This window comes from Mammaliicoccus sp. P-M58, from assembly GCF_022386165.1.
Classification (GTDB): domain Bacteria; phylum Bacillota; class Bacilli; order Staphylococcales; family Staphylococcaceae; genus Mammaliicoccus; species Mammaliicoccus sciuri.
Genome location: NZ_JAJNJI010000012.1, coordinates 37,925 through 63,546 on the forward strand (window position 1 = coordinate 37,925; position 25,622 = coordinate 63,546).

The 25,622-nt window shown below is 31.5% G+C and carries 25 protein-coding genes; 5 read left to right on the forward strand and 20 right to left on the reverse strand.

Annotated features, from left to right (window positions below):
• Positions 1-2 precede the first annotated feature (2 nt).
• From LQ694_RS12515 to LQ694_RS12535, 5 genes are read right to left on the reverse strand one after another with little or no spacing between them, the layout of a single operon-like run.
• Entirely contained in the window at positions 3-1,499 is a 1,497-nt protein-coding gene (locus tag LQ694_RS12515) for a Na+/H+ antiporter subunit D (protein ID WP_048540044.1), read from the reverse strand.
• A complete protein-coding gene (locus LQ694_RS12520; protein ID WP_048540042.1) occupies positions 1,492-1,839 on the reverse strand; it encodes a Na(+)/H(+) antiporter subunit C in 348 nt (115 codons plus the stop codon). Before LQ694_RS12520 ends, LQ694_RS12515 begins: the two co-directional genes overlap by 8 nt.
• Positions 1,836-2,261: a monovalent cation/H+ antiporter subunit B gene (locus LQ694_RS12525; protein WP_025906014.1), complete on the reverse strand. Its 426-nt coding sequence runs from the start codon at positions 2,259-2,261 to the stop codon at positions 1,836-1,838. The genes LQ694_RS12520 and LQ694_RS12525 overlap by 4 nt, the downstream gene beginning before the upstream one ends.
• A complete protein-coding gene (locus tag LQ694_RS12530) occupies positions 2,248-4,647 on the reverse strand; it encodes a DUF4040 family protein (RefSeq protein ID WP_058611355.1) in 2,400 nt (799 codons plus the stop codon). Before LQ694_RS12530 ends, LQ694_RS12525 begins: the two co-directional genes overlap by 14 nt.
• 18 nt (positions 4,648-4,665) lie before the next feature.
• Positions 4,666-5,217, reverse strand: coding sequence for a tyrosine-type recombinase/integrase (locus tag LQ694_RS12535; RefSeq protein WP_048540039.1), 552 nt, complete (start codon positions 5,215-5,217; stop codon positions 4,666-4,668).
• Positions 5,218-5,353: 136 nt separating this feature from the next.
• Between LQ694_RS12535 and LQ694_RS12540 the strand changes: the two genes are divergently transcribed.
• Both LQ694_RS12540 and LQ694_RS12545 read left to right on the forward strand, forming a co-directional pair.
• Positions 5,354-5,563: a DUF1659 domain-containing protein gene (locus tag LQ694_RS12540; RefSeq protein ID WP_025906021.1), complete on the forward strand. Its 210-nt coding sequence runs from the start codon at positions 5,354-5,356 to the stop codon at positions 5,561-5,563.
• A 32-nt stretch (positions 5,564-5,595) separates the two neighbouring features.
• On the forward strand, positions 5,596-5,811 hold the full coding sequence (locus LQ694_RS12545; protein ID WP_058611356.1) for a DUF2922 domain-containing protein: 216 nt from the start codon (positions 5,596-5,598) through the stop codon (positions 5,809-5,811).
• Between the two features lie 54 nt (positions 5,812-5,865).
• On the opposite strand, the gene LQ694_RS12550 is transcribed toward LQ694_RS12545, so the two are convergent.
• Positions 5,866-6,195 (reverse strand): MarR family transcriptional regulator, encoded by a 330-nt coding sequence (locus LQ694_RS12550; protein ID WP_025906024.1) that lies wholly within the window; start codon positions 6,193-6,195, stop codon positions 5,866-5,868.
• A gap of 263 nt (positions 6,196-6,458) precedes the next feature.
• Between LQ694_RS12550 and LQ694_RS12555 the strand changes: the two genes are divergently transcribed.
• Positions 6,459-8,639, forward strand: coding sequence for a helix-turn-helix domain-containing protein (locus LQ694_RS12555; RefSeq protein ID WP_065381641.1), 2,181 nt, complete (start codon positions 6,459-6,461; stop codon positions 8,637-8,639).
• A 79-nt stretch (positions 8,640-8,718) separates the two neighbouring features.
• On the opposite strand, the gene LQ694_RS12560 is transcribed toward LQ694_RS12555, so the two are convergent.
• From LQ694_RS12560 to panD, 9 genes are all read right to left on the reverse strand, one after another.
• Complete coding sequence (locus LQ694_RS12560) at positions 8,719-9,681, reverse strand: LCP family protein (protein ID WP_049320945.1); 963 nt, start codon at positions 9,679-9,681, stop codon at positions 8,719-8,721.
• Positions 9,682-9,928: 247 nt separating this feature from the next.
• Positions 9,929-10,219 carry a hypothetical protein gene (locus LQ694_RS12565; protein ID WP_048540031.1) on the reverse strand — a complete coding sequence of 97 codons (291 nt, stop codon included), beginning with the start codon at positions 10,217-10,219 and terminating at the stop codon, positions 9,929-9,931.
• 418 nt (positions 10,220-10,637) lie between these two features.
• Positions 10,638-11,489, reverse strand: a complete 852-nt coding sequence (locus tag LQ694_RS12570; protein ID WP_049320947.1) for a MurR/RpiR family transcriptional regulator — start codon at positions 11,487-11,489, stop codon at positions 10,638-10,640.
• Positions 11,490-11,494: 5 nt separating this feature from the next.
• Positions 11,495-12,931, reverse strand: coding sequence for a PTS transporter subunit EIIC (locus LQ694_RS12575; RefSeq protein WP_058611359.1), 1,437 nt, complete (start codon positions 12,929-12,931; stop codon positions 11,495-11,497).
• A 19-nt stretch (positions 12,932-12,950) separates the two neighbouring features.
• Positions 12,951-13,835: an N-acetylmuramic acid 6-phosphate etherase gene (gene murQ, locus LQ694_RS12580; protein ID WP_058611360.1), complete on the reverse strand. Its 885-nt coding sequence runs from the start codon at positions 13,833-13,835 to the stop codon at positions 12,951-12,953.
• Positions 13,836-14,885, reverse strand: a complete 1,050-nt coding sequence (locus tag LQ694_RS12585; RefSeq protein WP_058611361.1) for a MupG family TIM beta-alpha barrel fold protein — start codon at positions 14,883-14,885, stop codon at positions 13,836-13,838.
• A 262-nt stretch (positions 14,886-15,147) separates the two neighbouring features.
• Positions 15,148-17,577, reverse strand: a complete 2,430-nt coding sequence (locus LQ694_RS12590) for an MMPL family transporter (protein ID WP_196968609.1) — start codon at positions 17,575-17,577, stop codon at positions 15,148-15,150.
• A gap of 186 nt (positions 17,578-17,763) precedes the next feature.
• Positions 17,764-18,123 carry a DUF1304 domain-containing protein gene (locus LQ694_RS12595; RefSeq protein WP_096791730.1) on the reverse strand — a complete coding sequence of 120 codons (360 nt, stop codon included), beginning with the start codon at positions 18,121-18,123 and terminating at the stop codon, positions 17,764-17,766.
• A gap of 12 nt (positions 18,124-18,135) precedes the next feature.
• Entirely contained in the window at positions 18,136-18,519 is a 384-nt protein-coding gene (panD, locus tag LQ694_RS12600) for an aspartate 1-decarboxylase (protein WP_025905023.1), read from the reverse strand.
• A 200-nt stretch (positions 18,520-18,719) separates the two neighbouring features.
• On the opposite strand from panD, the gene LQ694_RS12605 reads away from it, so the two are divergent.
• Complete coding sequence (locus LQ694_RS12605; RefSeq protein ID WP_049320954.1) at positions 18,720-19,553, forward strand: aldo/keto reductase; 834 nt, start codon at positions 18,720-18,722, stop codon at positions 19,551-19,553.
• A gap of 352 nt (positions 19,554-19,905) precedes the next feature.
• The gene (locus tag LQ694_RS12610) at positions 19,906-20,262 is read left to right on the forward strand and encodes a transcriptional regulator, SarA/Rot family (protein ID WP_058611364.1); all 357 of its coding nucleotides are present in this window, start codon (positions 19,906-19,908) and stop codon (positions 20,260-20,262) included.
• A gap of 70 nt (positions 20,263-20,332) precedes the next feature.
• On the opposite strand, the gene LQ694_RS12615 is transcribed toward LQ694_RS12610, so the two are convergent.
• From LQ694_RS12615 to LQ694_RS12635, 5 genes are read right to left on the reverse strand one after another with little or no spacing between them, the layout of a single operon-like run.
• Complete coding sequence (locus LQ694_RS12615) at positions 20,333-20,941, reverse strand: P-loop nucleotide/nucleoside kinase family protein (RefSeq protein WP_058611365.1); 609 nt, start codon at positions 20,939-20,941, stop codon at positions 20,333-20,335.
• Entirely contained in the window at positions 20,938-21,795 is an 858-nt protein-coding gene (locus tag LQ694_RS12620; protein WP_049320568.1) for a class II fructose-bisphosphate aldolase, read from the reverse strand. The genes LQ694_RS12615 and LQ694_RS12620 overlap by 4 nt, the downstream gene beginning before the upstream one ends.
• A 13-nt stretch (positions 21,796-21,808) precedes the next feature.
• Positions 21,809-23,098, reverse strand: a complete 1,290-nt coding sequence (locus tag LQ694_RS12625) for a PTS sugar transporter subunit IIC (RefSeq protein ID WP_048540010.1) — start codon at positions 23,096-23,098, stop codon at positions 21,809-21,811.
• Positions 23,099-23,113: 15 nt separating this feature from the next.
• Positions 23,114-23,419 (reverse strand): PTS sugar transporter subunit IIB, encoded by a 306-nt coding sequence (locus LQ694_RS12630; RefSeq protein WP_048540009.1) that lies wholly within the window; start codon positions 23,417-23,419, stop codon positions 23,114-23,116.
• On the reverse strand, positions 23,416-25,500 hold the full coding sequence (locus tag LQ694_RS12635) for a BglG family transcription antiterminator (RefSeq protein WP_058611367.1): 2,085 nt from the start codon (positions 25,498-25,500) through the stop codon (positions 23,416-23,418). Before LQ694_RS12635 ends, LQ694_RS12630 begins: the two co-directional genes overlap by 4 nt.
• Positions 25,501-25,622 lie beyond the last annotated feature (122 nt).

Genomic DNA, 25,622 nt, shown 5'->3' on the forward strand with positions numbered 1-25,622 from the left:
TATTACTTCGCCTCCACTTCTACGTTTGGAATAATTTCTTTAATATATGACTGTTCATGTATGTTAAATTGTGCCGCTAATTCTGAAATGTTTAATACATATTGTGATGCAATACCTAATAATATGGTAGCTACTGTTAATATGATCATCGCGTATAATTTATGTTTAGAAAGTGGAACTTTGTCAACTTTAGGAATATCGTTTCTACCGAAGTACATCACTAAGAAAATTCTTAGTAAACTGTACATTGCGATGACACTTGTAATTACCATCACGATGACACCAATTGTATAACCATTATCTAAAGCACCTTTAATAATTAATAATTTCCCGGGAAATCCACTAAATGGTGGTACACCACCGATTGATAAAATCGTGATAAAGAATATAATCCCTAGACTCGGATAATATTTAATTAATCCACCAAATTGATCATAATATCTCGTGCCAGATAATAATACGAAAGTACCAATGATTAAGAATAGTAATGTTTTGATAATCATATCGTGACTGACATAGAAGATTGCCCCCGTGATGCCATCACTATTATTCGCACTTAAACCGAGAACAGCAAATCCTATTGATAAAATAACTTGGTACGCTGCAATCTTTTTAATATCTTTAAATCCTAATACACCAATACTGCCGATGATCATTGTGATGATAGCCATGATATATAAAAGGAAGTGTGTAACTTCTGGCTTTTCATCGAACATCAACACCATAACTCTTATCAATGCATAAACCCCGACTTTAGTCATAAGGCTGGCAAACAATGCTGCTAACTCAGTGTTTAAAGCTGCATATGCTTTCGGCAACCACATAAACATGACTAAGGCCGCTTTACCACCAAAGACAAAAATCATAATAACTGCTACTAAAGTAACGGTCGTTGGTTGATTACTTTCAGTAATACGCATTGCGATATGTCCAAAGTTCAAAGTACCTAACGTTCCATATAAATATGCTACACCCATTAAGAAGAACCAAGAACTGACAACGTTAATAACAACATAGATAACACTCGCTCTTAATTGTTCAATAGATTGTCCAAGTGTTAATAATACAAATGATGCTAATAACATAATTTCAAACATAACGTATAAATTAAAGATATCTGCCGTTAAGAAGCTTCCATTTACACCTGTTAATAAAAATAGTATAAAAGATGGTAAGAAATATCTATTTGCTACTCTTTCTCGCTTACCAAAACCAAAATATATAATAACTGTTACAACAAAACAAGAAACAGTCGTAAATAGAAGTGCCAATTCATCTCCGACAAATTGTATACCAAATGGAGGTTGCCAATCACCAAAGTTAATAACGAGTACTTTATTTAAACTGACTTCTACCAGAAGCCATGCTGTGATGATTGTTGTGATTGCTAAACTCGTTATCGCGATACGTCTTGTTAAAGCTAAACGTTCTTTAAAGAAGAACAATATTAATCCAGTAATTAAAGGTACGAGTAATGGTACTAATATTAAATTATTCATCTACATCTTCATCCTCACCGCGTAACGCTTCTATTCTATTTACTTTCGTCAACTTAAATGTTCTATATATAAGCACGAGTAAAAATGCTGTAACAGCAAAACCAATAACGATAGCTGTTAAGATTAATGCTTGTGGTAAAGGATCGACATAATCTTTTCCTTCTCCATTAATAAGTGGAACATTATTTCCACCAAACTCGCTCATTGATAAAATCATTAAGTTTGCTACGTGTGTATAAATTGCTGTACCAATAACAATTCGAATTAAGTTCTTAGACAAAATCATATATGTTCCTACAAACGTGAGTACGCCTATTATAATGACAAGTATTAAATTCAACTGTTATCACCACTTATCGCAAGCATGATTGTTACAACAGCGCCTACTACAGTAAGTAGTATGCCGAGCTCGAATAGTGTAACGCTTGATAAATGAATCTCACCTAACAACGGCCAAGTCATATAGCCATCTTCATGTGTAAGCATCGGATGCCCAAAGAACATAGGAATAATACCTGTACCAATTGAAATGAGACATCCAATAATCGTAACTGCTCTAAAGTCTAATGGCATAGATTGAACGACTGTTTCCACATCAAAAGCTAAAAACATTAAGATAAAGGCTGAGCTAAAGACGAGTCCACCTATAAACCCACCACCTGGGTTATCGTGACCAGCAAGAAAAATATAAAATCCAAACGTCAATATTATGAATATAGCAATTTTGGATATCGTTTCTAATACAACATCATTTTCTTTCATTTGGCTCATCCTTTCTTATCTTAAATTTAACTAATGTAAATATACCTAATCCTGCAATTAATATAACGATTCCTTCAAGCATTGTATCTAATGCTCTAAAGTCTCCTAGAATACCATTGACGATATTTTTAACACCTGCTAATTCGTATGCATTATCATAGTAGAATGAAATTTTGTCGAACAGACTATCTTGTTGCATCATAATAACAAAGACAACAACAAAGACTGCCATTAATAAAGCAATTGTTAATTTCACAATTTCACTGATAACATTTGGTGTATCCTTCTGAACATTTGGTAAATGATAGAAGACTAATAAGAATAATACTGTCGTAATCGTTTCTATAACAAGTTGAGTTAAAGCTAAATCAGGTGCTTTCATAAATATGAATACGACCGCGATTGAATATCCGATGACACCATTTAAAATCGTCATTGTCATTCTTTCTCGAATAAACATTAATGCTGTTGCAGTAATCACAATATTAATTAATATAATGATTTCAAATGTTGTCGCTTCAGTAATATGGTAATAAGCAATATCATAAATACCTACTTGATAAATACCATATCCCATAATGACAAAGAAGATTACATAGATAATGTGTAAATATTGGTTCAGTTTATTATTCATAATACCTTGAATTGAAAATGTACTGATACGATCTAATGCATCCATACCTTTCGTATATAGCGTATTGATTTCTAAGTTTTTAGAAATCTTACTATAAATAACATCCCATTTTGGCACGAGTATAAGAAGTGTCCCAATAATGTATATGCCAAGTGTTAAGAATAATTCTACTGTAAATCCGTGCCATGCTTTAATATGTGGTAAATGAGACATAATCTCGTTATCGTGGAAAATATCTCTTAATGCTGGTCCAATTAGATATTCTCCTAGTACATTCGGTACAAAGAAAATGATTGGAACAAACAATACGATAATCATTGGTGAGATTAATAACCCGCCGCCATCATGACGCGGTACTTTCGGTAATTGCTCTTTTTTAAGCTTACCGAAAAATGGTTCTTTAATGAGTTTAATACAATATACAAATGTAAATATACTGCCGACAAAGCCAGCTAATATCATCACGGTAGACATCGTTTGATTAAAGATATCTGTGTGACCTGTTTCTACTAAACTCGTAAAGAACTTCTCTTTACTTAAGAAACCATTAAATAACGGTATACCTGCCATAGATAGTGCACTGATTGTCATAACGATTGCAGTTATTGGCATGATTGTTTTTAATCCGCCAAGCTTTTTAACATCTCTTGTTCCTGTTTCATGGTCGATAATACCGACACCCATAAATAGAACACTTTTGAAAATCGCATGATTTATTAAATGGAATAATGCTGCAAATAAACTCGCTAAAAAGATTTCATTATCTGCTTTAAAATTACTATTTAATGCTAATAACCCTAAACCGATCATCGTCATAATCATACCGAGCTGACTGATTGTTGAATAGGCAAGCATGGCTTTTAAATCTTTCTTGTTAACTGCAAAGAATGAACCGACTAATAACGTCACTAAACCGATTGTGACTACTGTATAAACGACCCATGTACTTTGACCGATAATTGGTGTAAATCTTAATAATAAATATAATCCTGCTTTAACCATTGTTGCTGAGTGCAAATAGGCACTGACTGGTGTAGGTGCTTCCATTGCATCTGGTAACCAAATGTGAAATGGAAATTGTGCAGATTTCGTGAATGCTCCGAGTAAGATTAAAATGACTGCAAGTACAAACCATGGTGATTCATAAATTTTATCAATCATACCGACTTGTTCAGTAATTGTATTCGTACCCGTAATGCTGTATAGCAAAATCAAACCTACTAACATTGCCATACCGCCAAACACTGTAATTAAAAATGATTTCAAAGCACCGTCTTGACTCTTTCTACGTTGATACCAATATGAAATGAGCAAGAATGAAGAAATACTTGTTAACTCCCAAAATGTATATAACAATATCGTATTATTTGAAAGTACGACACCTAACATTGCTAACATAAACATTAACAAATACGTATAAAATCTTGGAAGATTCTCTTTTTCATGGGAAAGATAATAAATGGCATATAAGAAGACACCTGCACCAATTAATGAAATAAGTAGTGCAAAAATTAAAGATAGACCATCTAAACGTAAATCTAAATTAACATCTACAAGTGGAATCCACTCTTGGAAATAAGTAATACTTTGGCCAGCATATATCGTCTTAATCTGACTTAAGAAATATATGGAACTTAGAACTGGCGCAATTAAACTTAGCCATCCAGCAAATCGGCTAAACTTTGTATTCATCGTCATGAGCACGATCGACATCACAACGATAATCATTAAAAACAGCCATATTAAAGCCATACATTGACCCCTTTCTCTCTATATATTAAGTTCAATTGTCGTTTCTTTTTTTATTGTCGTGACATCAATGAATTTTAAAGTTTCTATTAAAGATTGATGTCCGAGGTATTTTTGAATAATCGAAACAGATACCCCTGATTTGAAGGCATGATATGCAAAAGTCTTTCTTAACGAGTACAACCCGATATTCTTCAACCCTACTTCTTCAGCTGCAACATGTATAATTCGATAAGCTTGTTGCCTTGATAATTGTTTTTTTGTTTTGATGGACATAAACACAAAGTCATCTCTTTTTAATCCTTCTTCATATATAAAAGTGGATAAACTTGACCTCAAATGTAACGGTATAACAACTTTAATTAAATCCTGTTCGTCATTTATCCAATCTTGCTTTATATCATTGTCCTCATCAAATAAATCTTGGACCGTTAAATTAAGTAGCTGGTTTACTTTCATACCCGTATGAATAGCTAAGCTAAACAATAAATAGTCTCGTTCACTATGTGATTTCAATACTTCATACATTGCTCTAATGTCATCTTTATTCTTAATTGGAGATACTTGTTGCATAAATTTGGTCCATCCTTCCTAATTAAGGTACATATTAATAATAATATATATTTGAGTAACATGAAAGTAATTTATACATTTTTTTGTCGTTTTTACATACTTGCTTCGATATATAAAGTGAAAGGAGGTTTTAATCATGGAAACAGTTAAAGATATCAACATCATTTTATTACATCAGTATTTAGATGAAGCTTCTAAAGTAAAAACTGTGCAACGTAAATTTAATGCAATTAATTTAAATGTTACACCCGAACAAGTTAAAACTTTTAAAGGCATTATCGAAACATTAAGTGACGAGAAATTTAAAGATGCATATATCGTCAAAACAATACAGATAGAGAATTAATGCTATCTAAAAAAGATTTAGGAGGTAAAAATATGAAAAGAGTATTAGAATTAACATTCAAAACATCTTTAGAGAAGACATTTACATTACAAATTCAAAATCCAAAAGCAGACTTATCAAGCGATATCGTAGAAGATGCGATGAATAAAATTATGAAGCTTAACTTATTTAACTTAAAAAAAGGTGAGCTTGTATCAATTCATTCCGCACAATATATCGAGCGCAGCACTCGTCAATTGATTAAATAAGTATTCTAGAGAATTAGAAAAGGCAAGGACATAAATTTTGTCCTTGCCTTTTTCTTATATATCTTTAACAAGTGTTTCGTATTTTTCTTTATGTTCTGCATCCATAAAGTAGTAAACTTTTCTTTCATCTAGATTACTTCTATATTTATCGATTAAACCTTTTCTATATAATTTTGCTAAGTTTGTACCGATATTAGAAGGTCTTGTTTTTAATTCTAAAAGCTTTCCACTTAGAATTTCTTTGATTGTAATTTCTTTTGCAGTGTATATTTCTTCTAAAATAATGAAATCCACGAGTGATAATTTCTTTTCATTTTTTAAAGTTGTCACTTTATTCTCATAGTCGATCATTTGTTGAATGGTTTTGTTGAATGTTTCTATCAAGTAAAGCCCTCCCAATTTAATTTTTCCCGATTTTTAATAGTTCACAATACACAAATTTCATTAATTATTATTTTAACGCGTTTTAAATTCATATTTTGATTAAATCGATTAACATATTTGATTTATTATGAAGTATCTTCTCCATTTTATTAAATTAGGTAACATTTACATACGATTTTTGATATCATATTGTTAAATAAAGAAATATATTGACAGATTTTGATGTTTTATTCCATAATTTGTCTTTATTGAGAGGTGATTATTTGTACAACTATAAGATTTCACTACATAAAGAAAGTATCATTAACCCAAAATTACTCGGATATGGTGCTTTATGTTTTGTTTTAGAAGGTCACACAGAAGTTACATTAAATCATACGACTTATGAATTTAATGTCGGTGACCTATTTTATCTTCAAGATAACGATAATTATTTACCGATTATTAATAATGGATTGGTCGCTATACTTCATATCAGTTATGCCATGATGGAAAATTTAAGTGGTGAAGAAGCATTTGTCTTTAGGATTCCACGCACGACGAAGACTAATGAATTAGATAGATATAAACATGAGATTAAAGACTTATTTATTAGAGCAATTCTTGCAAACTTAACAAACGTTAAAATTAGATGCAGTAATTATGTTGTTGAGATTTATAAAATTATGTTTGAACGTTTTCAAGTGAATACTAAAAATTATGGTCATATTGAAATAGAACTCAGCAGCCTTATTTATAAAGTAAAACAATATATTGATCAAAATTATCACGAAAGATTATCACTTAATAGTGTTGCGAGTCATTTTTACATTTCTCCTGAACATCTATCAAGAGAATTTTCTAAACAAATGGGTACTACATTCATACAATATTTAAAAGAAACAAGACTTTTTCAAGCGACGTACGCATTACTGTTCACGCAGTTTAAAACAGAACAAATCGCAAACAGTCATGGTTTTTCTAGTTATCATAACTTTAATAGACAATTTAAAGAACAGTTTCATGTAACGCCTAATCAATACCGTCTTCAATATAGACGTCATAAAAAAGATAAAGAAAATGAAGTAATTTCTAAAGAGGAAAAAGCTTCATTGATTTCGAAATTACAAAAATTGATGCATAATAAATCGTTTGTTCATGAATATAAAAGAATGGCATTTAGTGATGTACCGTTTAAGACACTCTCAGCAAATCATAAGACATATTTACATATCGGTGATGTTTATGATTTTTATACACCTTTTCTTGGAGAAATTTTAGAAAATGTAGAGAAAATGACGGATACGCCTATTATTGTCATTCACTGTTCTATGAAGACTTTCTTTAGTGAAGAACATCAAAATCATTATAAACAAAATTTAGCATTTTGTTTAAGTATGTTTTCAGATACGAGAATTATACCTGCCATAAAAATATATGATATTGATTATGACGACGACAGCTTTAAAAACAACTGGCATGAATTAATAGATGCCATTTATAACTATTTCTATAATAAGAACGGAGAAATCTTCTTCGATGTAGATTATAATGATATTCATCATATTAAAAAGCAAATTAGAGAAACAAAGATGAAATTACCTGATATACATATTGGATTAAATGCGCCAAATCCATTTATGCATATATATGAAGAATTAGAGATCGATTTCTCGCAATATGAAGACATTGATGCCTTTGCATTAAGTTATAACTTTAACGACTTGTATAACTTAGATGAAATCAACAATTATGATATCGCAGACATTACAAAACAACATACGAAACAACTCATTCAAAATATGGCTTATTTAAAATCAAAAAATAAACATGTTATCCCAATGGAATGGAATATATTAAACGGTGATACGTATACTAGTAAAAGCTTTTATTTTAATGCGTCCATTATGTTAAAGCATTTAATGAGTATTACGAATTACATATCTGGTATAGGATTTTGGTTAATGGAAGAAGCCTCTACTAAATATTCATCCATTGAACAGCCTTTATCCTTATATTTAAAATATCACTGTAAAAGTCCAACGAATTATTTATTATCTATACTGAGTCATTTTAACGGTCATGAATTTTATGAAGGTCCAAACTATATTAAATTTGAAATTCATAATAAAATATTCTATTTATTATTTAACTATGAGCTGTACCACCCACATGATATCAACTATCAAAATAATATCGGGATTATACTATCTTATCGAGACATTCCATTCGATAATTTCAGAGTCACTAAAATTACTTTCGATCAAGACAATGGAAATATCTTTAAAGCTATTAGAAAGTTAGATCATACTCATGGTAATTTGGACTTCTTAAATACAGTATTATTAGATAGATATTGTTCACCAGATATAGAAATGGCAGATTATAATACAAATAAAATTGACGAAACTTATTTCTTAAAGACGAACGCTGTACAACTATTAATCGTACAAAATAGAGGATAGAGAAACACATATTAAAACAAACGAAATAAATATTCAAAAAAATCTTGGGCATCGAATGGATGTCCAAGATTTTTTATATTTAATCTAATTCTAAGTTAGTACGATAATTATCTACGACTTCTTTCTTGCTTGAATCGCTAGGTACAAAATAATACAATCCATCATCTAGAATGGCATCTTGACCTTCTAATTGATTTCTATCAACATTATCTAATGCGTCACTATATTTAGATCTTAAGCTATTAATTTGTGAAATTTTTAAATCAGTTTGAACATTATCGCCTAATGTATCAAAGATTTGGTTGATTTTCGGTAATGAACCGATACTTACTAATTCTTTTGCTAATGCTTGGATAACAAGTTGTTGTCTTTCTTGTCTACCAAAGTCTCCACCAGCGCCATCTTCTTTTCTACTTCTAATAAATGCTAAAGCTTCGTCTCCATCAAGTTTATACTTTTGGTCTTTAACATATGAATTGCCTTTAACTGTAAATGTTGCATTACTTTTAACGGTTACGCCACCTGCTTGGTCTACTAATTCTTTAACACCATCCATATTAATTGTCGCATAGTGGTCAATCGGTACATTCATTAATTTCTCTAAAGAATTAATTGCCATTTTTGGTCCACCATATGCATATGCATGGTTAATTTTCTCGACAGAATCTCTGCCTACGATTTGAGCTCTTGTATCTCTAGGTACACTTACCATTACAGTCTTTTTCTTATCAGGGTTGATGGATAATAGTAAGATTGAATCTGATCTTTCTCCGCCACCTTCTGCTGCTCTTGTTGAATCTGAATCAATACCGAATAATGCGATAGATATCGGATCGCCATTCGTATCTACTGCTTTCTTTCTTAATTCTGATTTATCTCTGTCTAATGGATTATGTATTGAATTACCTAATGCAAAGAATTTATATACAAAAAATGCGATCACTAATAAAAATACGAGTAATAAAATAATAATGATTGTCGTTACTATTTTGAATGCTGTTGACTTCTTTTTCTTTGTAGAACGCTCATATTGGTTTGCCACGTGTTCTCAGTCCATTCTATTTTTTTCTTTATTATACATTTATTTATACCACATTTCCATATTGAACATAATTGTGTGCACAATTTAAATGATCCTGTAATGAATATTTAAATTATACAAAGATTCCATACTTATTTCTGGAAAATCTATACATTATATGATAGAGTATTATTGTAAATCTACAACGTTACTTGTTTTTTAATTTTTATGACATATTAAACGGGAAAGAGGATGAGATTCGGCGATCTCATCCTCTCTTTTTGCGTCTATTTGTTTTAGATTTAATAACTTTTGTTTTTATATTAAACTCATCTGGATATCTAATTCTGACAACATCCCCATAAAATAACCTTTGTTCTCCATACCTTGTACATAAAGATAACTCAGGATATACTTCTTCTACTTTTGCAATATAATTATATGACTTATCTCTTTTCAATACATCAATATAATAACCAGGTTTAATACCTTTATCTGTTCCTGCATTAATAATAAATGACGTATCATCTAATATTCTTATAATTTCCACTTGTTTCATGATTTCACGCTAACTTTCTTTAATTCTTATTATATGAAATGTGATGATAAGCGCTTAGATGACTGCTACTATTGTTTCATAGAGTTGAAGAATATTTATATAATTTGTCTTATGCCATTTCTTTTTCTTTAGGATATATAAACTTTTTACATTATTAATATCATTACATTACATTTTTTGGCAATAAGATTATTAGTTAAATTGTACTATTTTTTTATTGTTTTTTCAATATAATACTTAATTCAAAGAGACTGGGACATAATGGAATGTCTCAGTCTCTTTTAGTATCTTGGCAGTAGATGACTGAGTTGAAAATGCACTTGTATCAAGCTTTTTTCAACTCTAGTCATCCTTGCCGGGGCGAGACTACGAAATCTTTTTTTCAAATTAGATTTCTGTCTCGCTCCCTTTGATAATCCTATTCTAGATACAATTCTACTGCATCTCTTGTTTTACTCATTGTTACGACATGTTCATCGTAATTTCTTGATAAGTAACTATAGAAAAGAATATCTATAGTCATAAGTTGAGATATAAGAGAACTTGTCGCTGCTAACCTCAAACTTTTTTCAGAACTTGCGTCATGAATTAAATATATATCAGAAGCTTTTGCTAAGCTAGATTGATCTGACTGTGATAAACCAACTATTTTTACACCATATTTGCGAGCTACTTTTGCTAAAGATAACGTCTCATGATTCTCTCCTGAATTAGATATACCAATCAGCACACAACTATCACTATGTGAAGCAATGGCTGTCGCTAAAAAGTGTGTATCTAAAGAATGAATCACTTGCTTACCTATTCTTGTGAACTTCTGATACAAATCTTGAGCAACCAAACTTGAAGCACCGACACCAAATACGATAATCGTATCTGTATCGTATAATTGATCGACAACCTGCTCAATATGTTTACTCGAAATATTCTTTTCGGTCATTTCAAGTGTATGAGAAGCTCTTGTAATAAGCTTCTTACTAATTGAGTCGACTGTTTCATCTTGTTTAATTTCTTGATAAATACTTTGTTCATGTTGCGGTAAATATCTAGAAATTGCTAACTTCAAGTCTGTGAACCCTTTAAATTCAAGTTTATGTGTACATCTAATAACAGAAGCTGCACTCGTATTCGTTAATTTGCCAAGTTCTTTAGCGCTCAAGTTAATTGTTTTTTCAGGATGTTCAATAAAATATTCTGCAATACGTTTTTCATGTTTCGTTAAACGTGGCATTTGTTCTTTTATAAATATGAGTAAATGTTGATGTTCCATATGATTTAATCCTCTTCTAATTCTTGTGGTGCCGTCATTTCTTTATTTGTTCCAAATAAATATGTGGCAATGAATCCTCCAAGATATGCTGCAAGCAATCCTGCGATATATCCTAAATACATATTATCAGAAATAAGTGGAATAAGTGAAACGCCACTAGGTCCGATTGCTGTTGCACCGATATGACCAATACCACCGATAACTGCACCGCCCACACCGCCACCTATACATGCTGTAATAAATGGTCTACCTAAAGGAAGTGTTACACCGTAAATCAACGGTTCTCCAATGCCCAAAATACCAACTGGTAATGCACCTTTAAGTAAGTTGATAATCTTTTTATTTTTTCTACATTTAAACCATAATGCAAATGCTGCACCTACTTGACCTGCACCAGCCATAGCTAGAATTGGTAAGAGGTAAGTTGCACCAGATTGATTAATCATTTCGATATGAATTGGTGTTAATACTTGGTGTAAGCCAAACATGACAAGTGGTAAGAACGTTGCACCTAGTACAAATCCACTAAATGCACCACCTATATTTAGAACCCAATCTATTACGCCTAATAATCCGTTTGAAATAAAGCCTGCGATCGGCATGATTAAGAAAATTGTTCCTAGTCCCATAATAAATAGTGTAATCGTTGGTGTGACAATGATATCTACCGCACTCGGAACGACTTTGTGTAATCTTTTTTCAATTAAAGATAAAATCCAAACCGCAATGATAACACCAATGACACCACCTTGACCGGCAGCTAATGGTTCTCCATTAAAAATATTTTTAAGTGGGCTTTCGGGATCCATACCTGTCAGCATGGTTGTACCACCAATAACACCACCTAAACCTGGTGTTGCACCAAATTCTTTTGCAGCATTAATTCCTACATAAATCACGAGATATGCAAAAATACCATCTTTAATGATATTAAATACTAATACGAACTGTTCCCATGTCGCACCATCTATTGTACCTGCTGTTAACATATTAGATAGTACTGCAGCAATACCACCAATTAAACCTGCACCAACAAAAGCTGGAATTAACGGTACAAATATATTAGCAATAGATCTTAATACTTTTTTAAATGGTGTTTGATTCTTCTTATTAATACTTTGCTTAAATAAATCCGCTTCTTTTTCAACTTGTTCTTTATTAGATGCTTTATGCTTTATATCTTCACCTAAAGGAACCCCTATAATTGAACTCATTTCATTAGCTACTTTATTAACAGTACCAGGTCCAATCACAACTTGAAGCATATCATCTTCTACTACACCCATTACGCCCTTGATATTCTTTAAACCTTCGACATCGACTTTACTGTAATCGACGATATTCATTCTGACACGTGTCATACAATGTATCACTTTGTCTAAATTATCTCTTCCGCCGACTTCTTTAAGAATATTTTGTGCAATCTCTCTTTCTTTTGACATAGTCTACACACCCCTTAATTTACGTGTTTCTCACAAACCCCTTAGCTTGTTTAAGTCTTTCTAATGCTTCCTCTTTAGAAATCCCATGCATCCCCATTACAATTGCTACTTTCACTTGCTCATCACTTTGTTTGAATAATTTCACACTATCTTCATCCGTTGTTTGTAATACTTCTTGAATCATGTTTACGGCTCTTTGCTTTAATTTTTTATTAGTTGCTTTAACATCAATCATTAAATTCTCGTATACTTTTCCTATACCAACCATAGCCCCTGTTGATATCATATTAAGAATTAATTTTTGAGCAGTACCAGCCTTCAATCTCGTTGAACCTGTCAATACTTCAGGACCAACATCTACTTGGACCGGATAATCTGCATGTTTACCAACTTCGGATGCTTTATTGCATGTCACACAGCCAGTAGGTACATTTATACTTTGTGCGTACCTTAAACCACCTATTACATACGGTGTTCTACCACTCGCAGCTATCCCGATAACCGTATCATGTTCATTAATATTTAAATCTCTTAAATCTTGTTCTCCTAGACTTTCATCATCTTCTGCACCCTCAACAGCTACAGTCATCGCACTTGGACCACCCGCAATAAGTCCTACGACAACATCAGGTGTTACACCAAATGTTGGTACACATTCAGCTGCGTCTAATACACCTAATCGACCACTTGTACCTGCGCCCATATAAATTAATCTTCCACCATTGTTTAATCCGTTAATAACTTGTGTAATTAATTGAGCAATTGCATGATTTTCTTCTTTAATAAACTGAGCTACTTTTTGATCTTCGTTGTTCATAACATCAACAAATTGCTCAGGTGTTAATGTGTCTAACTTAGACGAGTGCTCATTTCTTGATTCTGTCGTTAAACGACTGATATCCATTTATTCTTCCCCCTTCACAAACTGAAAAGCTGTACCTGCATCAATTAAATCTATGCATGGTATATCTTGTTGGTATACATGTCCAATAACATTAACAGCTTCATGACGCTTTAAATCTTTATTGACGATTTGTAATTCATTCATATAGCGACCATACTTGTTATTATCTAAAGTGATCGCACCCCTTGTTCTTGCAACCGTGTTTTCAGGTAATATTTCAGATTGAAACATTTGCCGTCCTTCTTCCGCTCTAATCACATCTCTTGCTTTGTCTTTTCTATTATGAAAAATTCTCCCAATATAACTTTCTAAATGCTTTGTTTCAGATTGCACATGAAGTGACACGATTCCTTTATGAAAGAAGTTGTTGAATTGATTAATCGTTGTTGTATCGATACCTATATCCCCTATACATATATCATCTACTCCTAATGCCGCTAATTCATGAGTAGCAATTAATGGGTGGCAATATCTATGATCTTCTAATGTAGGTAAGCCTTCATATACCGGACCTCTAAATACCGTACCTGTTACAAAAGCCATAATTGAAATATCCGGGAATGATGTCTTTAATTTTGTGTTTTGCTTTATAAAGTAAGCTTTATCCAGTCCAGTTTCAGGACGAGGATAATAATTATGCGCAACCATAATACGAGACATATCAATACCTTGTTCTTTAAGTTCATCCAATAAACTGATAGCATCCGTGCTCGCATTACAGACAATTTTGACTTCACTTAATAAAGAAATAATATCTGGAATCGCTAGAGAAATATCTAACCTTATATAATCAATACCTAAATCTTTTAATACTTCAGGTTGCTTATAAGAAAGACCAAGATTTTGAAAAGCATGAGGACTCGCATCAGCTATAATCTCAGCTTTATCACCAATAAGTAGCTTTAATGCCTTTAACTTTTCAAAATACAATTCCGAATCCTCTTCAGGAATTTGAAGAGAAGTAAACACATATTTGAAACCATGATTTAACATCGTTTCAATATATAATTCATCAAACGACTCACCTAAATATACAGAAAACCCTAACATATCGACACACCCCCATTGGAATCGTTTACATTATCTCATTTTTGAAACAATATTTCAATGATAAAAAGTTTTTGTGAAATTTTGTGAAATTAAGTTACATAATGTGGGGTGATGGTAGGTAAATAATATGTTTATTCCACCTTTAACTCATATCTTTTCTAATCTTGTGAGCTTATTACTTCTTTAACTCACACCTTTATAAAATTTCTTCCCACCAAAAAACGCCGGAACTTCTGCAGTTCCGGCGCTTTCCCTTATTCTATTATTTCTTATTTATCAAACGTTCTACTAATTGGTTTACTTGTTCGATATTTTTAGTTTGTTGATTCAATATTTCTATGATTTCTTGGTCGTCTGTGTTTGTTTTAATATCTTCTTGAGTATTATGGTCTTGCTTACGACTATGATGACGCAATGCTTCATATAATACTTCATCTTTATTTGAAGCATCTATCTTATCGTATAACGCTTTTGTTTTTGAACTTACTTCTATTGTTGTCGCATTTGTATCGTCTGTACCTGCTTCTTCAACAACTTGATTATTCTCACTTAATGCATGTCCTTCTATATCGATTTTAGGTAAAATTGAATTTAGCCAATTTGGTATATACCATGATGCTCTACCAAATAGTTTTGTCAATGCTGGAATAATTGTCATTCTTACGATAAATGCATCAAATAATACACCGAACGCCAATGCTATACCCATCGATTTAATCATCACATCATCTTGGAATACGAAGCTGATGAATACACTGAACATAATGAGTGCTGCTGCGACAATAACCGGTCCACTTTCTTTAAGACCAACTTTAATGGACTTCGTATTATTCATTGTACGTACATATTCTTCATGTACACGTGACATGAGAAATACTTCGTAATCCATGGCTAAACCAAATAACAAACCTATTGTGATAACTGGTAAGAATGCTAATAGTGGACCTGTTGTATCTACCCCAAACAGGCTACTCATAAAGCCATCTTGCATGATAAGTGTTGTGAATCCTAAAGTCGCTGCTAATGATAATACAAATCCCAGTACTGCCTTTAAAGGAATAATAATTGATCTAAATACAACCATTAATAATATGAAGGCTAATAATATAATAACACCTGCAAATAACGGTATCGCATCGTTAAGTTTTTCAGACATATCTATATTAATAACACTTTGACCTGATATTTCTGTATCTAAATCATATTTGTCTTTAGCATCTTTATTATAATCTCTTAAATCATGAACTAAATCATATGTTGATTCTGCATTTGGACCTTTTTCAGGAAGAACTGTCACAAGTGCATAGTCTTGATCTTTGTTCAATTGAGGTGGTGTGACAGTTTCAACATTTTTAATATCGTCTACATCTTTCATCAAATCTTGTAAATCATTTTGTAATGCTTTTGGATTATCTTTTTTATCAGAAGTATCTACAAGCATGACGATCGGACCATTAAAACCTTCTCCAAAATCGCCAGAAATAATATCATATGCTTTCTTCTCTGTAGAATCATTTGGTTTCATACCATTATCTGGTATACCTAAACGCATATGTGTCACCGGTAGTGCTGCTGCAATTAAAATGACAAATCCAATGATTAAAGCAATCCACGGTTTACCTACTACAAATTTTGACCATGGTGTATCCAAACTTTCATTTGAATGTATTTTACGTTTTTTCGGATGAATTTGTTTATGGAAGACACTAATTAATGCTGGTAGTAATGTAATCGCACTGAGTACAGCAAAGATAACACTTAGTGCTGATGCAAATCCCATTGTAGCTAAGAAATCAATACCAACTAATGCTAAACCACAGACAGCTATGACAACCGTAACCCCTGCAAAGATAACGGCACTTCCGGCTGTACCTAATGCTAATCCAATTGCTTTAATATGATTTTTCTCAGTCTTAATAATTTGTCTATATCTAAATAAAATGAATAAAGCATAATCAATACCTAACGCTAGTCCAATCATAACTGCTAATGATAGCGTAACGTTTGGAATATCAAATGAATACGTAAGTAAAGCGATTGTACCAATACTAGAACCAAGTCCGATAACCGCACTTAGTATTGGCATGCCTGCAGCAATAAATGATCCGAAAGTCACAAGTAACACAACGAAAGCAATTACGATACCAATAGCTTCAGAAGCGCCACCGATTTCAGTATTCGCAGTTAAAGCATTACCTGTTAATTCAGTTTGAATATCGTCATCATCTTCTAAAGATTTAACAGCATCTTTAACTTTATCAACAGAATCCGATTTAATAGAAGTTTGAGATACTTTATAATTGATATCTGCAAAAGCAGTTGTTTGATCTTTATTAATTTGTTTATTCTTATAAGGATCTGTCACTTCTTTAATATCATCATCTTTATCTTTTACATCTTTTAAAGCTTTTTGAATATCTCGCATAACCTTTTGATCCGTTATGCCTTTTTTATCTTCGCTTTTAAAGACAACTCTTATATTTGCCTTTTCACTATCTTGATTAAATTCTTTCTCAATCTTTTCATTCGTATCGATTGATTTAATACCACTCATTGTAATATCGTTGTCAAATGTGGGTTTATTAATCGTTAATGGCGTCACGATTCCAGCTAATAAGATGACCCATATAAATATTGTTAACCACCTATGTTTAGCAATAGAAGAACCCAATTTGTATAAAAATTTCGCCAAAAATATTTCCTCCCTTAAATCTACTATATAGTTTATGCATACAGTGTATACAACATAACGCTTATACTAACATCTGTAATATTCCCTAAAAAGAGATAAAATCCCAAATGTGTATACTTTGTCTACACTTTTCAAAAATTGTAGAAAAGCTGTTAACAAAACGTTCACATTTGGGATTTCTTAGTTCTATATTAATAGTAGAATTAATGCAAGAATTGCTGGTCCACCTTGTTTTAAAATAATAGACTTTGAACTTGTAAGGCTACCATATATAGCAGCTAATATAATGAATATTAACAGAACCGCTACAAACTCTTTAGGACTACTTGATAAAAAGGCACCATAAAATAAAGATAATGCGAGTAAACCATTATAAATACCTTGGTTTTTAAGTAGTGTTTGAATATTTTTATCCTTTAACTCTTGTTGCTTTAAATTAAATGTCTCTGCCGTTTTTTTAGAAGTCGTAGCGATTGTTTCTAAATACATAATGTATAAATGTTCAACTGCGACAATCACGACAAAAATCGTTGCTAAAATACTCATATCTGGTCACCTCTATAGAATGATTTGACTTTCCTTTTCATGAATCATTTCAATAATTTCATTCTTTTCATTCATAACCGCTACTTTCGGTGCATGAGATCTTGCTTCTTCATCTGTTACTTGAACATAGTTCATAATAATAATCACATCATCTACTTGAACAAGTCGTGCTGCAGCACCATTAAGACAAATTTTACCGCTTCCTCTTTCACCTTCAATAACATATGTTTCAAGTCTTGCACCGTTGTTATTATTAACAATCGCAACTTTCTCATTAGGCAAAATATCTACTGCATCTAATATGTCTGCATCTATTGTAATACTACCTACGTAATTTAAATTAGCTTCCGTAACTCTAGCACGATGAATCTTCCCGTTCATCATTGTTCTTATCATGAAATTCATCTCCATATATATTTTTATTTTAAATTTATAAATTTTGATACTCGTTATTATCATACAATGATATTTTAATCCGTCAACTATTAAGTTTGAATATTACTTTTTTGTACCTATGGAACTAAATAGTGCGTACTTACATTCTATTTTAATTGCAATTATACTATTCCATACAATATTAAAAAGGAGTTTTGAGCATGAATTACACAACATTTCATAATGGTAATACTATGCCTAATGTTGGATTAGGTGTTTTTAGAGTGGAAAATGATGACACAGCAAAAGATGCAGTTAAACACGCTATTATTTCCGGTTATAGAAGTATTGATGCTGCATTTATCTATGGAAATGAAAGTAAAGTTGGAGAAGGTATTGCAGAGGGAATTAAAGCAGCAAATATCTCAAGAGAAGATTTATTTATAACTTCTAAATTATGGCTAGAAGATTACGGTAAGGAAAATGTTAAACGAGCATATGAAAAGTCATTAAAGTTATTAGGTCTAGATTATTTAGATTTATATTTAATGCACTGGCCAGGTATAGATGAAAATCTTATGTTAGACACATGGATAGGACTAGAAGAATTATACCAACAAAAATTAGTTAATAATATCGGTGTAAGTAATTTTAATATAGATCATTTAGAAATATTATCAAATAAAGCAACATATAAACCTGTATTAAACCAAGTAGAATTTCACCCCTATTTAACTCAATTAGAACTTAGAAATTATTTAGATAGAAATGGCATAAAAATGGAATCTTGGTCTCCTCTAATGAACTCAGAAATATTAAAAGATAACGTTGTAAATCAAATTGCCAGAGAAATAAATAAAACACCGGCACAAGTTATCATACGTTGGAATATCGAACACGGCGTTATCACAATTCCTAAGTCTATTACACCATCACGTATAGAAGAAAATTTTGATGTATTTAACTTCACATTAAATGATACTCATATACGAAAATTGGACGAACTTAATAAAGGAAAGCGTATTGGACCAAATCCAAATAACTTTAATGGTTAATTAAAAAATCGATAATCTTTAATATATAAACTTTATTAATCAATTTTTAAAATCTCGGACAATTGTTCGAGATTTTTTTCTTTTCAAAATCCAACTTTTCAATTTCACACAAGATAATTATTAATTCATTTGTATTATACAAATATTTTTAAAACTTTTCATTTTAATAAATTACATATGATTTTTTACTTATTATATTGCGTAAGTAGTTAATTTTTTGGTATTATTTAGGAGTAAACTATTTACTCTTTGAAAAATTCAACAAGTTTTAGACATTTCAATTTTACTTATTTAAAGATATGAAGGACTTAAAAAAACATTAACTTTAAAAATTAAACATTAGGAGGATAACATGGAAAACATCATTCATTATGAACTACTAAAAAAAGACATCTTTAATAGAATTTTTGATGAAACATATTTAAAACGCATGGATTTAATCACACTATTCTATCTTAACGAAATCAATGAAGAGGAAGTTTACGTCCGTAAATTGCGCAGACTCATGTTTGAACCTTCTTCTTCAGAATTAACTGGTGCATTAAAATCACTCGAAGAATTGAAATACTTCAATAAAGTAAGAGATCCTCAAGATGAGCGTTCTATCATTTTAAAAAATATCAATTATGATGCGATTAAAGAAACATTACTTACTTGCAAAAAAATCACTTACGAAAATTTAGAAAAAATCAACCTAACTTCTAACTAAACTATTACGTATTCATTATTACGCTTAACAAACTGAAACGCCTGGGACATTTACATATCCCAGACGCGTTTTAATGTTTAAATTGATTGTTTATCCATAATAAGATTTCATTTAAATTAACATCTTCAAAGTGCGTAACATTTATTCGCTTATAATTACCGATATGGAAACGGTCATACTGTCGATCTTCACACCTAAATTTAAATTGTTCGAAATCATCTAAATCATCTGGTGCATTCGGAAAATCACCATCTTTATAGCGTGTAACAATATGTCCTACATGCCTGGCGTCATCAAGATCTCTTTCTTTCTGCCTCTTATAAAGCTCATGCATCTCTCCGTACAAAATTAACGTCTTAGGTTTGTATTGATATTGATCTATCATACTTGTTAACATGTCTTCTTGTTTATAACTAAAAGGATAATCAATGATGACTTTCTTAGATTGTTGAAACAAATCATCTAATTGAAGATAAAATGTTTTCCAAGCTTTGTCACCAAGTGCTGCTTTCTCAGACAAATTATTAAATCCATATTGATCAAAGTAACGTTCTTTAATATCGTCATAAGACAAAATGTGCCAATTAGCAGTTGCTCTCATAATTTGATTTGCTAAGTAAGTCTTTCCTGTACCTGGTGGACCGGCCAATATTAATATAGACTTTTGTTCTTCGTTCATACTTTAACTCGTTCTTTATTCATAAAGAGGTTTATTTTATGCGCAACGATATTTTTCACCGCTTCATTGCAAGGAATAATATTATGTCTTAAAGACTTATTGACCTTCGTTTCTCCAAAATATTTTTTAGCTGTTTCTGTCCAAGTAACAAGTAACTCAGTACCTACATTAAACTTTCTTATACCATTATCAATGAGTTCTGGAACGTCTTCTTCTTTAACACCTGTACCACCGTGTACAACTAAAGGTGTGTCTACAATTGCGTTAATCTCAGCTAACAATGGAATATTGACATTCGTTTTAGATTTAAATTGCCCATGATTCGTACCAATTGCTACTGCTAAAGCATCTACCCCTGTTGATTCTGCAAAATACTTTGCATCTTCTGGATCTGTGTATCTTACTTCAGAACCATCTATTGTAATACCTTCTTCTGTACCTCCTATAATACCGAGTTCACCTTCAACAGATGTTCCATGTTGATGTGCATAATCAACAACTGCTTTCGTTTTCATAATATTTTCTTTTAATGGTAAGGATGAACCATCAAACATAACTGATGAATATCCTGCATCAATCGCTTCTTTTATATCGTTAAAGTCTTTCGCATGATCTAAGTGGAGTACAACATCTACCATTTCTGAATTTGCGATACTTTTAGTAACGGTTACTAAAGTCTTATATCCAATATATTTAGCAGTATCCACACTTGTTTGAATAATGATTGGACTGCCTGCTTCCTTTGCTGCTTCAATCATACTTGGTAACATTTCTAGATTATGTGCATTAAAAGCACCGATTGTACAATTTAGACGTTCTGCTTTTGCTGTTGCTTCTTTCAAATTAATATACATTATATTCGCTCCTTTAGAATGCTTTCATTAATGGTCCAATAATCCATGCGTAGAATAATGCTGCTGCAACTGTATCAACATCTGTAGCGGTTGCATTAACAAATCCCATATTACTTAAGACGGTTACTAACAGTGCTGGTAATAAAGTAATAAACAGTCCGTGTGCGATACCGCCAATAATGGCTCCTCTTAAACCACCTGTTAAATTACCAAATATACCTGCCGTACCACCTGCGAAAAAGTTTGTTAGTATACCAGGTATAATCATTGCTAATCCGATAGTTGGGAATAAGAACATCGCAATAACTGTACCGATAGTCGTTGTAATAAATCCAATAATCACAGCGTTTGGTGAGAAAGGAAATAGTACTGGACAGTCTAAAGCGGGCTTTGCATCAGGTACTAATTTCATTGCAATACCTTTAAATGCTGGAACAATTTCGCCTAATAGTAATCTCACACCTGCTAATAGTACATAGACACCAACTACAAACTGAATAGATTGTAAAAATGCATACATAATATAGTTTGTATCACCTGATAATTTAGATGAGAAGTCTTCTCCTGCAAATAATACAGTTACTAAAAAAAGTGGTGCCATAACGACCATTAAAGATAAATATGTGTCCTGTAAAAATTCAAAGTTCTTAGGTAACTTTAAATCTTCTACTGATTTTCTATTTTCTCCTCTTTTGCCGAATACGTAGCCTACACCTGCTTCAAATACATAGCCAAGCGTACAAAAATGACCTAAAGCAATATGATCGCCACCCACGATTTTTCTTACAAATGGTTGTGCAATAGCTGGCATCATTGTCGCGAATATACCACCAATTAAACCGCCAATAATAACGAGTGAAAGACCTCTTAAACCTGCAAAATATCCACCAATCGTCGTCATTGTTGCCATCCATAATAATGCTTGACCAGTTAGAAAAATATATTTCCATGGTGTAAATCTTGCGATCAAAATGTTAAAAATAAAAATTGCTAAAAATGTAAAAGCAATTTCTCTTCCGAGTCCTAAATCACCCATTGCTTGACCATTTATTGCTTCAATTGAAGGAACAATGCCTTCCATATTAAAACCTTGTGAAAAAATTTTCCCGAAATAGGTTAAACTTCCTACAATAATAGCTGAACCTGCAGTTAATACTTGGAATCCGAGCAATGTTTTAAATGAACCCGATATAATTTGACCGGGTGTTTTCTTTTGTAATATCAAACCTAACATTGCAATTAAAGCGACAATTATTGCTGCTTGCGTCAAAATATTTTGTATAATAAAGTTTATAATTTGCATAGCATCACTTCCTTATTAAATGATCCCTTTTTCTTTTAATACTGGTGAAAGCTTTTCTTCAATTTCTTCAGTTGAGACAATATTTTTTAAATACACAATAGAAGTTGTATTTTCATCAATTGAAAAGTTATTAAATTGTGATTTAAAGTTTTCTCCCGTAATGATAATTTCCGCATTTCTAGATACTGCTGATGAGATTGTGTCATGATCTAAATCTGCTTCAACACCTAACTTGTTCAACACATCCTCAGCTGCCATTTGGCACGCAAAGCTACTTCCTAAACCTGCTCCACAAACGAATAATATATTTAATTTACTCATGATATTTCCTCCTTTAATAAATAATCGATAAATTGATTTTTATCATCAAAGCTTAATAAGCGATTAACTTTTTCTTCATTTCTTACAAGTGAAACAATGCTTTTCATAATATTTAAATGTGAAAATGAATCTGTAGCGGATAAGCAAAATATAATTTTCACTGGATCATTGATTTCATTTCCAAATTCTATATTTGGATTAAGTGTCGCAATACTTACACCTAGTGCATTAGCGCCTTCTTCTGGTCTGGCATGTGCTAAAGCAATGTGCTTACCTATTACGATATACGGACCATATTCTTCTACTGATTGAATCATCGCATCTTGATATTGTGATGTGATAATGCCATCTTCTAAAAGTGGTTTAGAAACTTTTTTGATTGCATTTTTCCAATCTGTACAAGTTTCGTTTAATAGTACGTGATGATCTTCCAATACTTCATTTAACATAGGCTGCACCTCTTTATCATTGAAATTAAAATTATTTGTTTCGAATAAATGTTTAATATCTTTATAATCTGTTTCATTTAATTTCATTCCTTTATTCTCTAACCAAATAGATATATCTTTGAATAAGGAAACTTCATTTCTTTTTACCTTTTCATTATTTCTAGATAAATAAGCATGTTGTTCTAAAAATCCTTCTATTTTCTTTATATCTGTTTCATTCACAATGGCATTAACGTAACAAGTAGGTTTATTAAATTCAGCATCAATTGTCGTAAAAACAATATCGACATCATCATTTTCTATAAAAGCTTCTTCGTTTGAGGCTAATATTCTTATGATATTTACGTTAAAGTGCGACTTTAAAATTTCAGCTAATAAATTACTCGTTGCAATTCCAAAGCTACAGACAATAACAGCATTAAAGAAATGTTTATTTTGCTGTACATATTTAAAATATGCCGTTGAAAAGTAAACAGTAATAAAGGCTATTTCATCTTCTGTAAAATCTAAATCAATATAGCGATTCAAACGGTCCATAGAATACTTTTTAATGGTTTTAAAGAACTTGTAATGACTATTTTTAATATTTTCTTTTAGTGGATTATAGATTTGAATCCCTTGTTGTAATCGACTAATTAAGCCGGATATATGTTTATTCAAACCTTCAAATAAATAACTTTGATAACCATTAAAGTCAATCGACAATTCATGTTCGACATATTCTATCAACTTAAGACTGACAAGCTGAGACAATGCGTCATGTTTATCATCTGACACTTGCTTCTTATTACCTATGAGTACATCCAGCCTATTGTAAATATAATTAAACTCACCTAAACTCACTTCTTGAAAATTCCAATCCATTACTTCGTCTACAAATATATTGATAATGCTGAGTTCTTTCTGTTTATCATCTTTTTCAGTATCTAAGATATGATCGTTCTGAACTCTACAAATCCAAATAGCTGTTAAAATGATCACGGATAATTTAATATCATTTTGTTCTATTCCAATAACTTTAGAGTAGTTGTCTTTAATTTTATTTATTTGGTTTAAACCAATGTAGGCAACTAAAGGATTATATTGATCATACAAATCGTCAATAACCACTTTATCTTCAGTTATTCTTCTTACGAGATAATCATATAAAAAAGTACGAATATCGATTTCATTTCCATCAATAGATAAACCAGTTGAGACATTAGATACAATCTTCAAATTATATTTATCTATCGCTTGGCGAAGTAATTTCATATCTTTGTCCATCGTACTTTTAGAAATCTGTAAGTCTTCACATAACTCATAAATCTTCTTGTGAGAATGATTCATTAAAGCATGACTCAAGATATATGCCCTACGATATACAGGATTATAACTTTGCTCATCAACCCTCCCAGAAACAATCTCTTTTAACTTAACCCTTTCCGAATTTGTTAAATTTAAAATAAACGATCCACTTTGATTATTAATTTCTAAAAATTCATTCGTATTCAGAAATTCATTAATATCTCGTAAATCATTTCGAATCGTTCTTTCTGTTTTGTTGAACATAATACTGAGTTCCTTAGCAGAAACACTTTCTTTACTATTAAGAAAAACATTTAAAATATTCATCGGCCGACTTTTTAACATTTTTAACATCTCCCTTAATTGATATTGTAAATTTATACTTTAACAATTGTTAGTATTTTTATATTCTTATTAAAAACGGAAAAAATGTAAGCGTTTTAATAAAGCGTAATAAAAACGCCTTA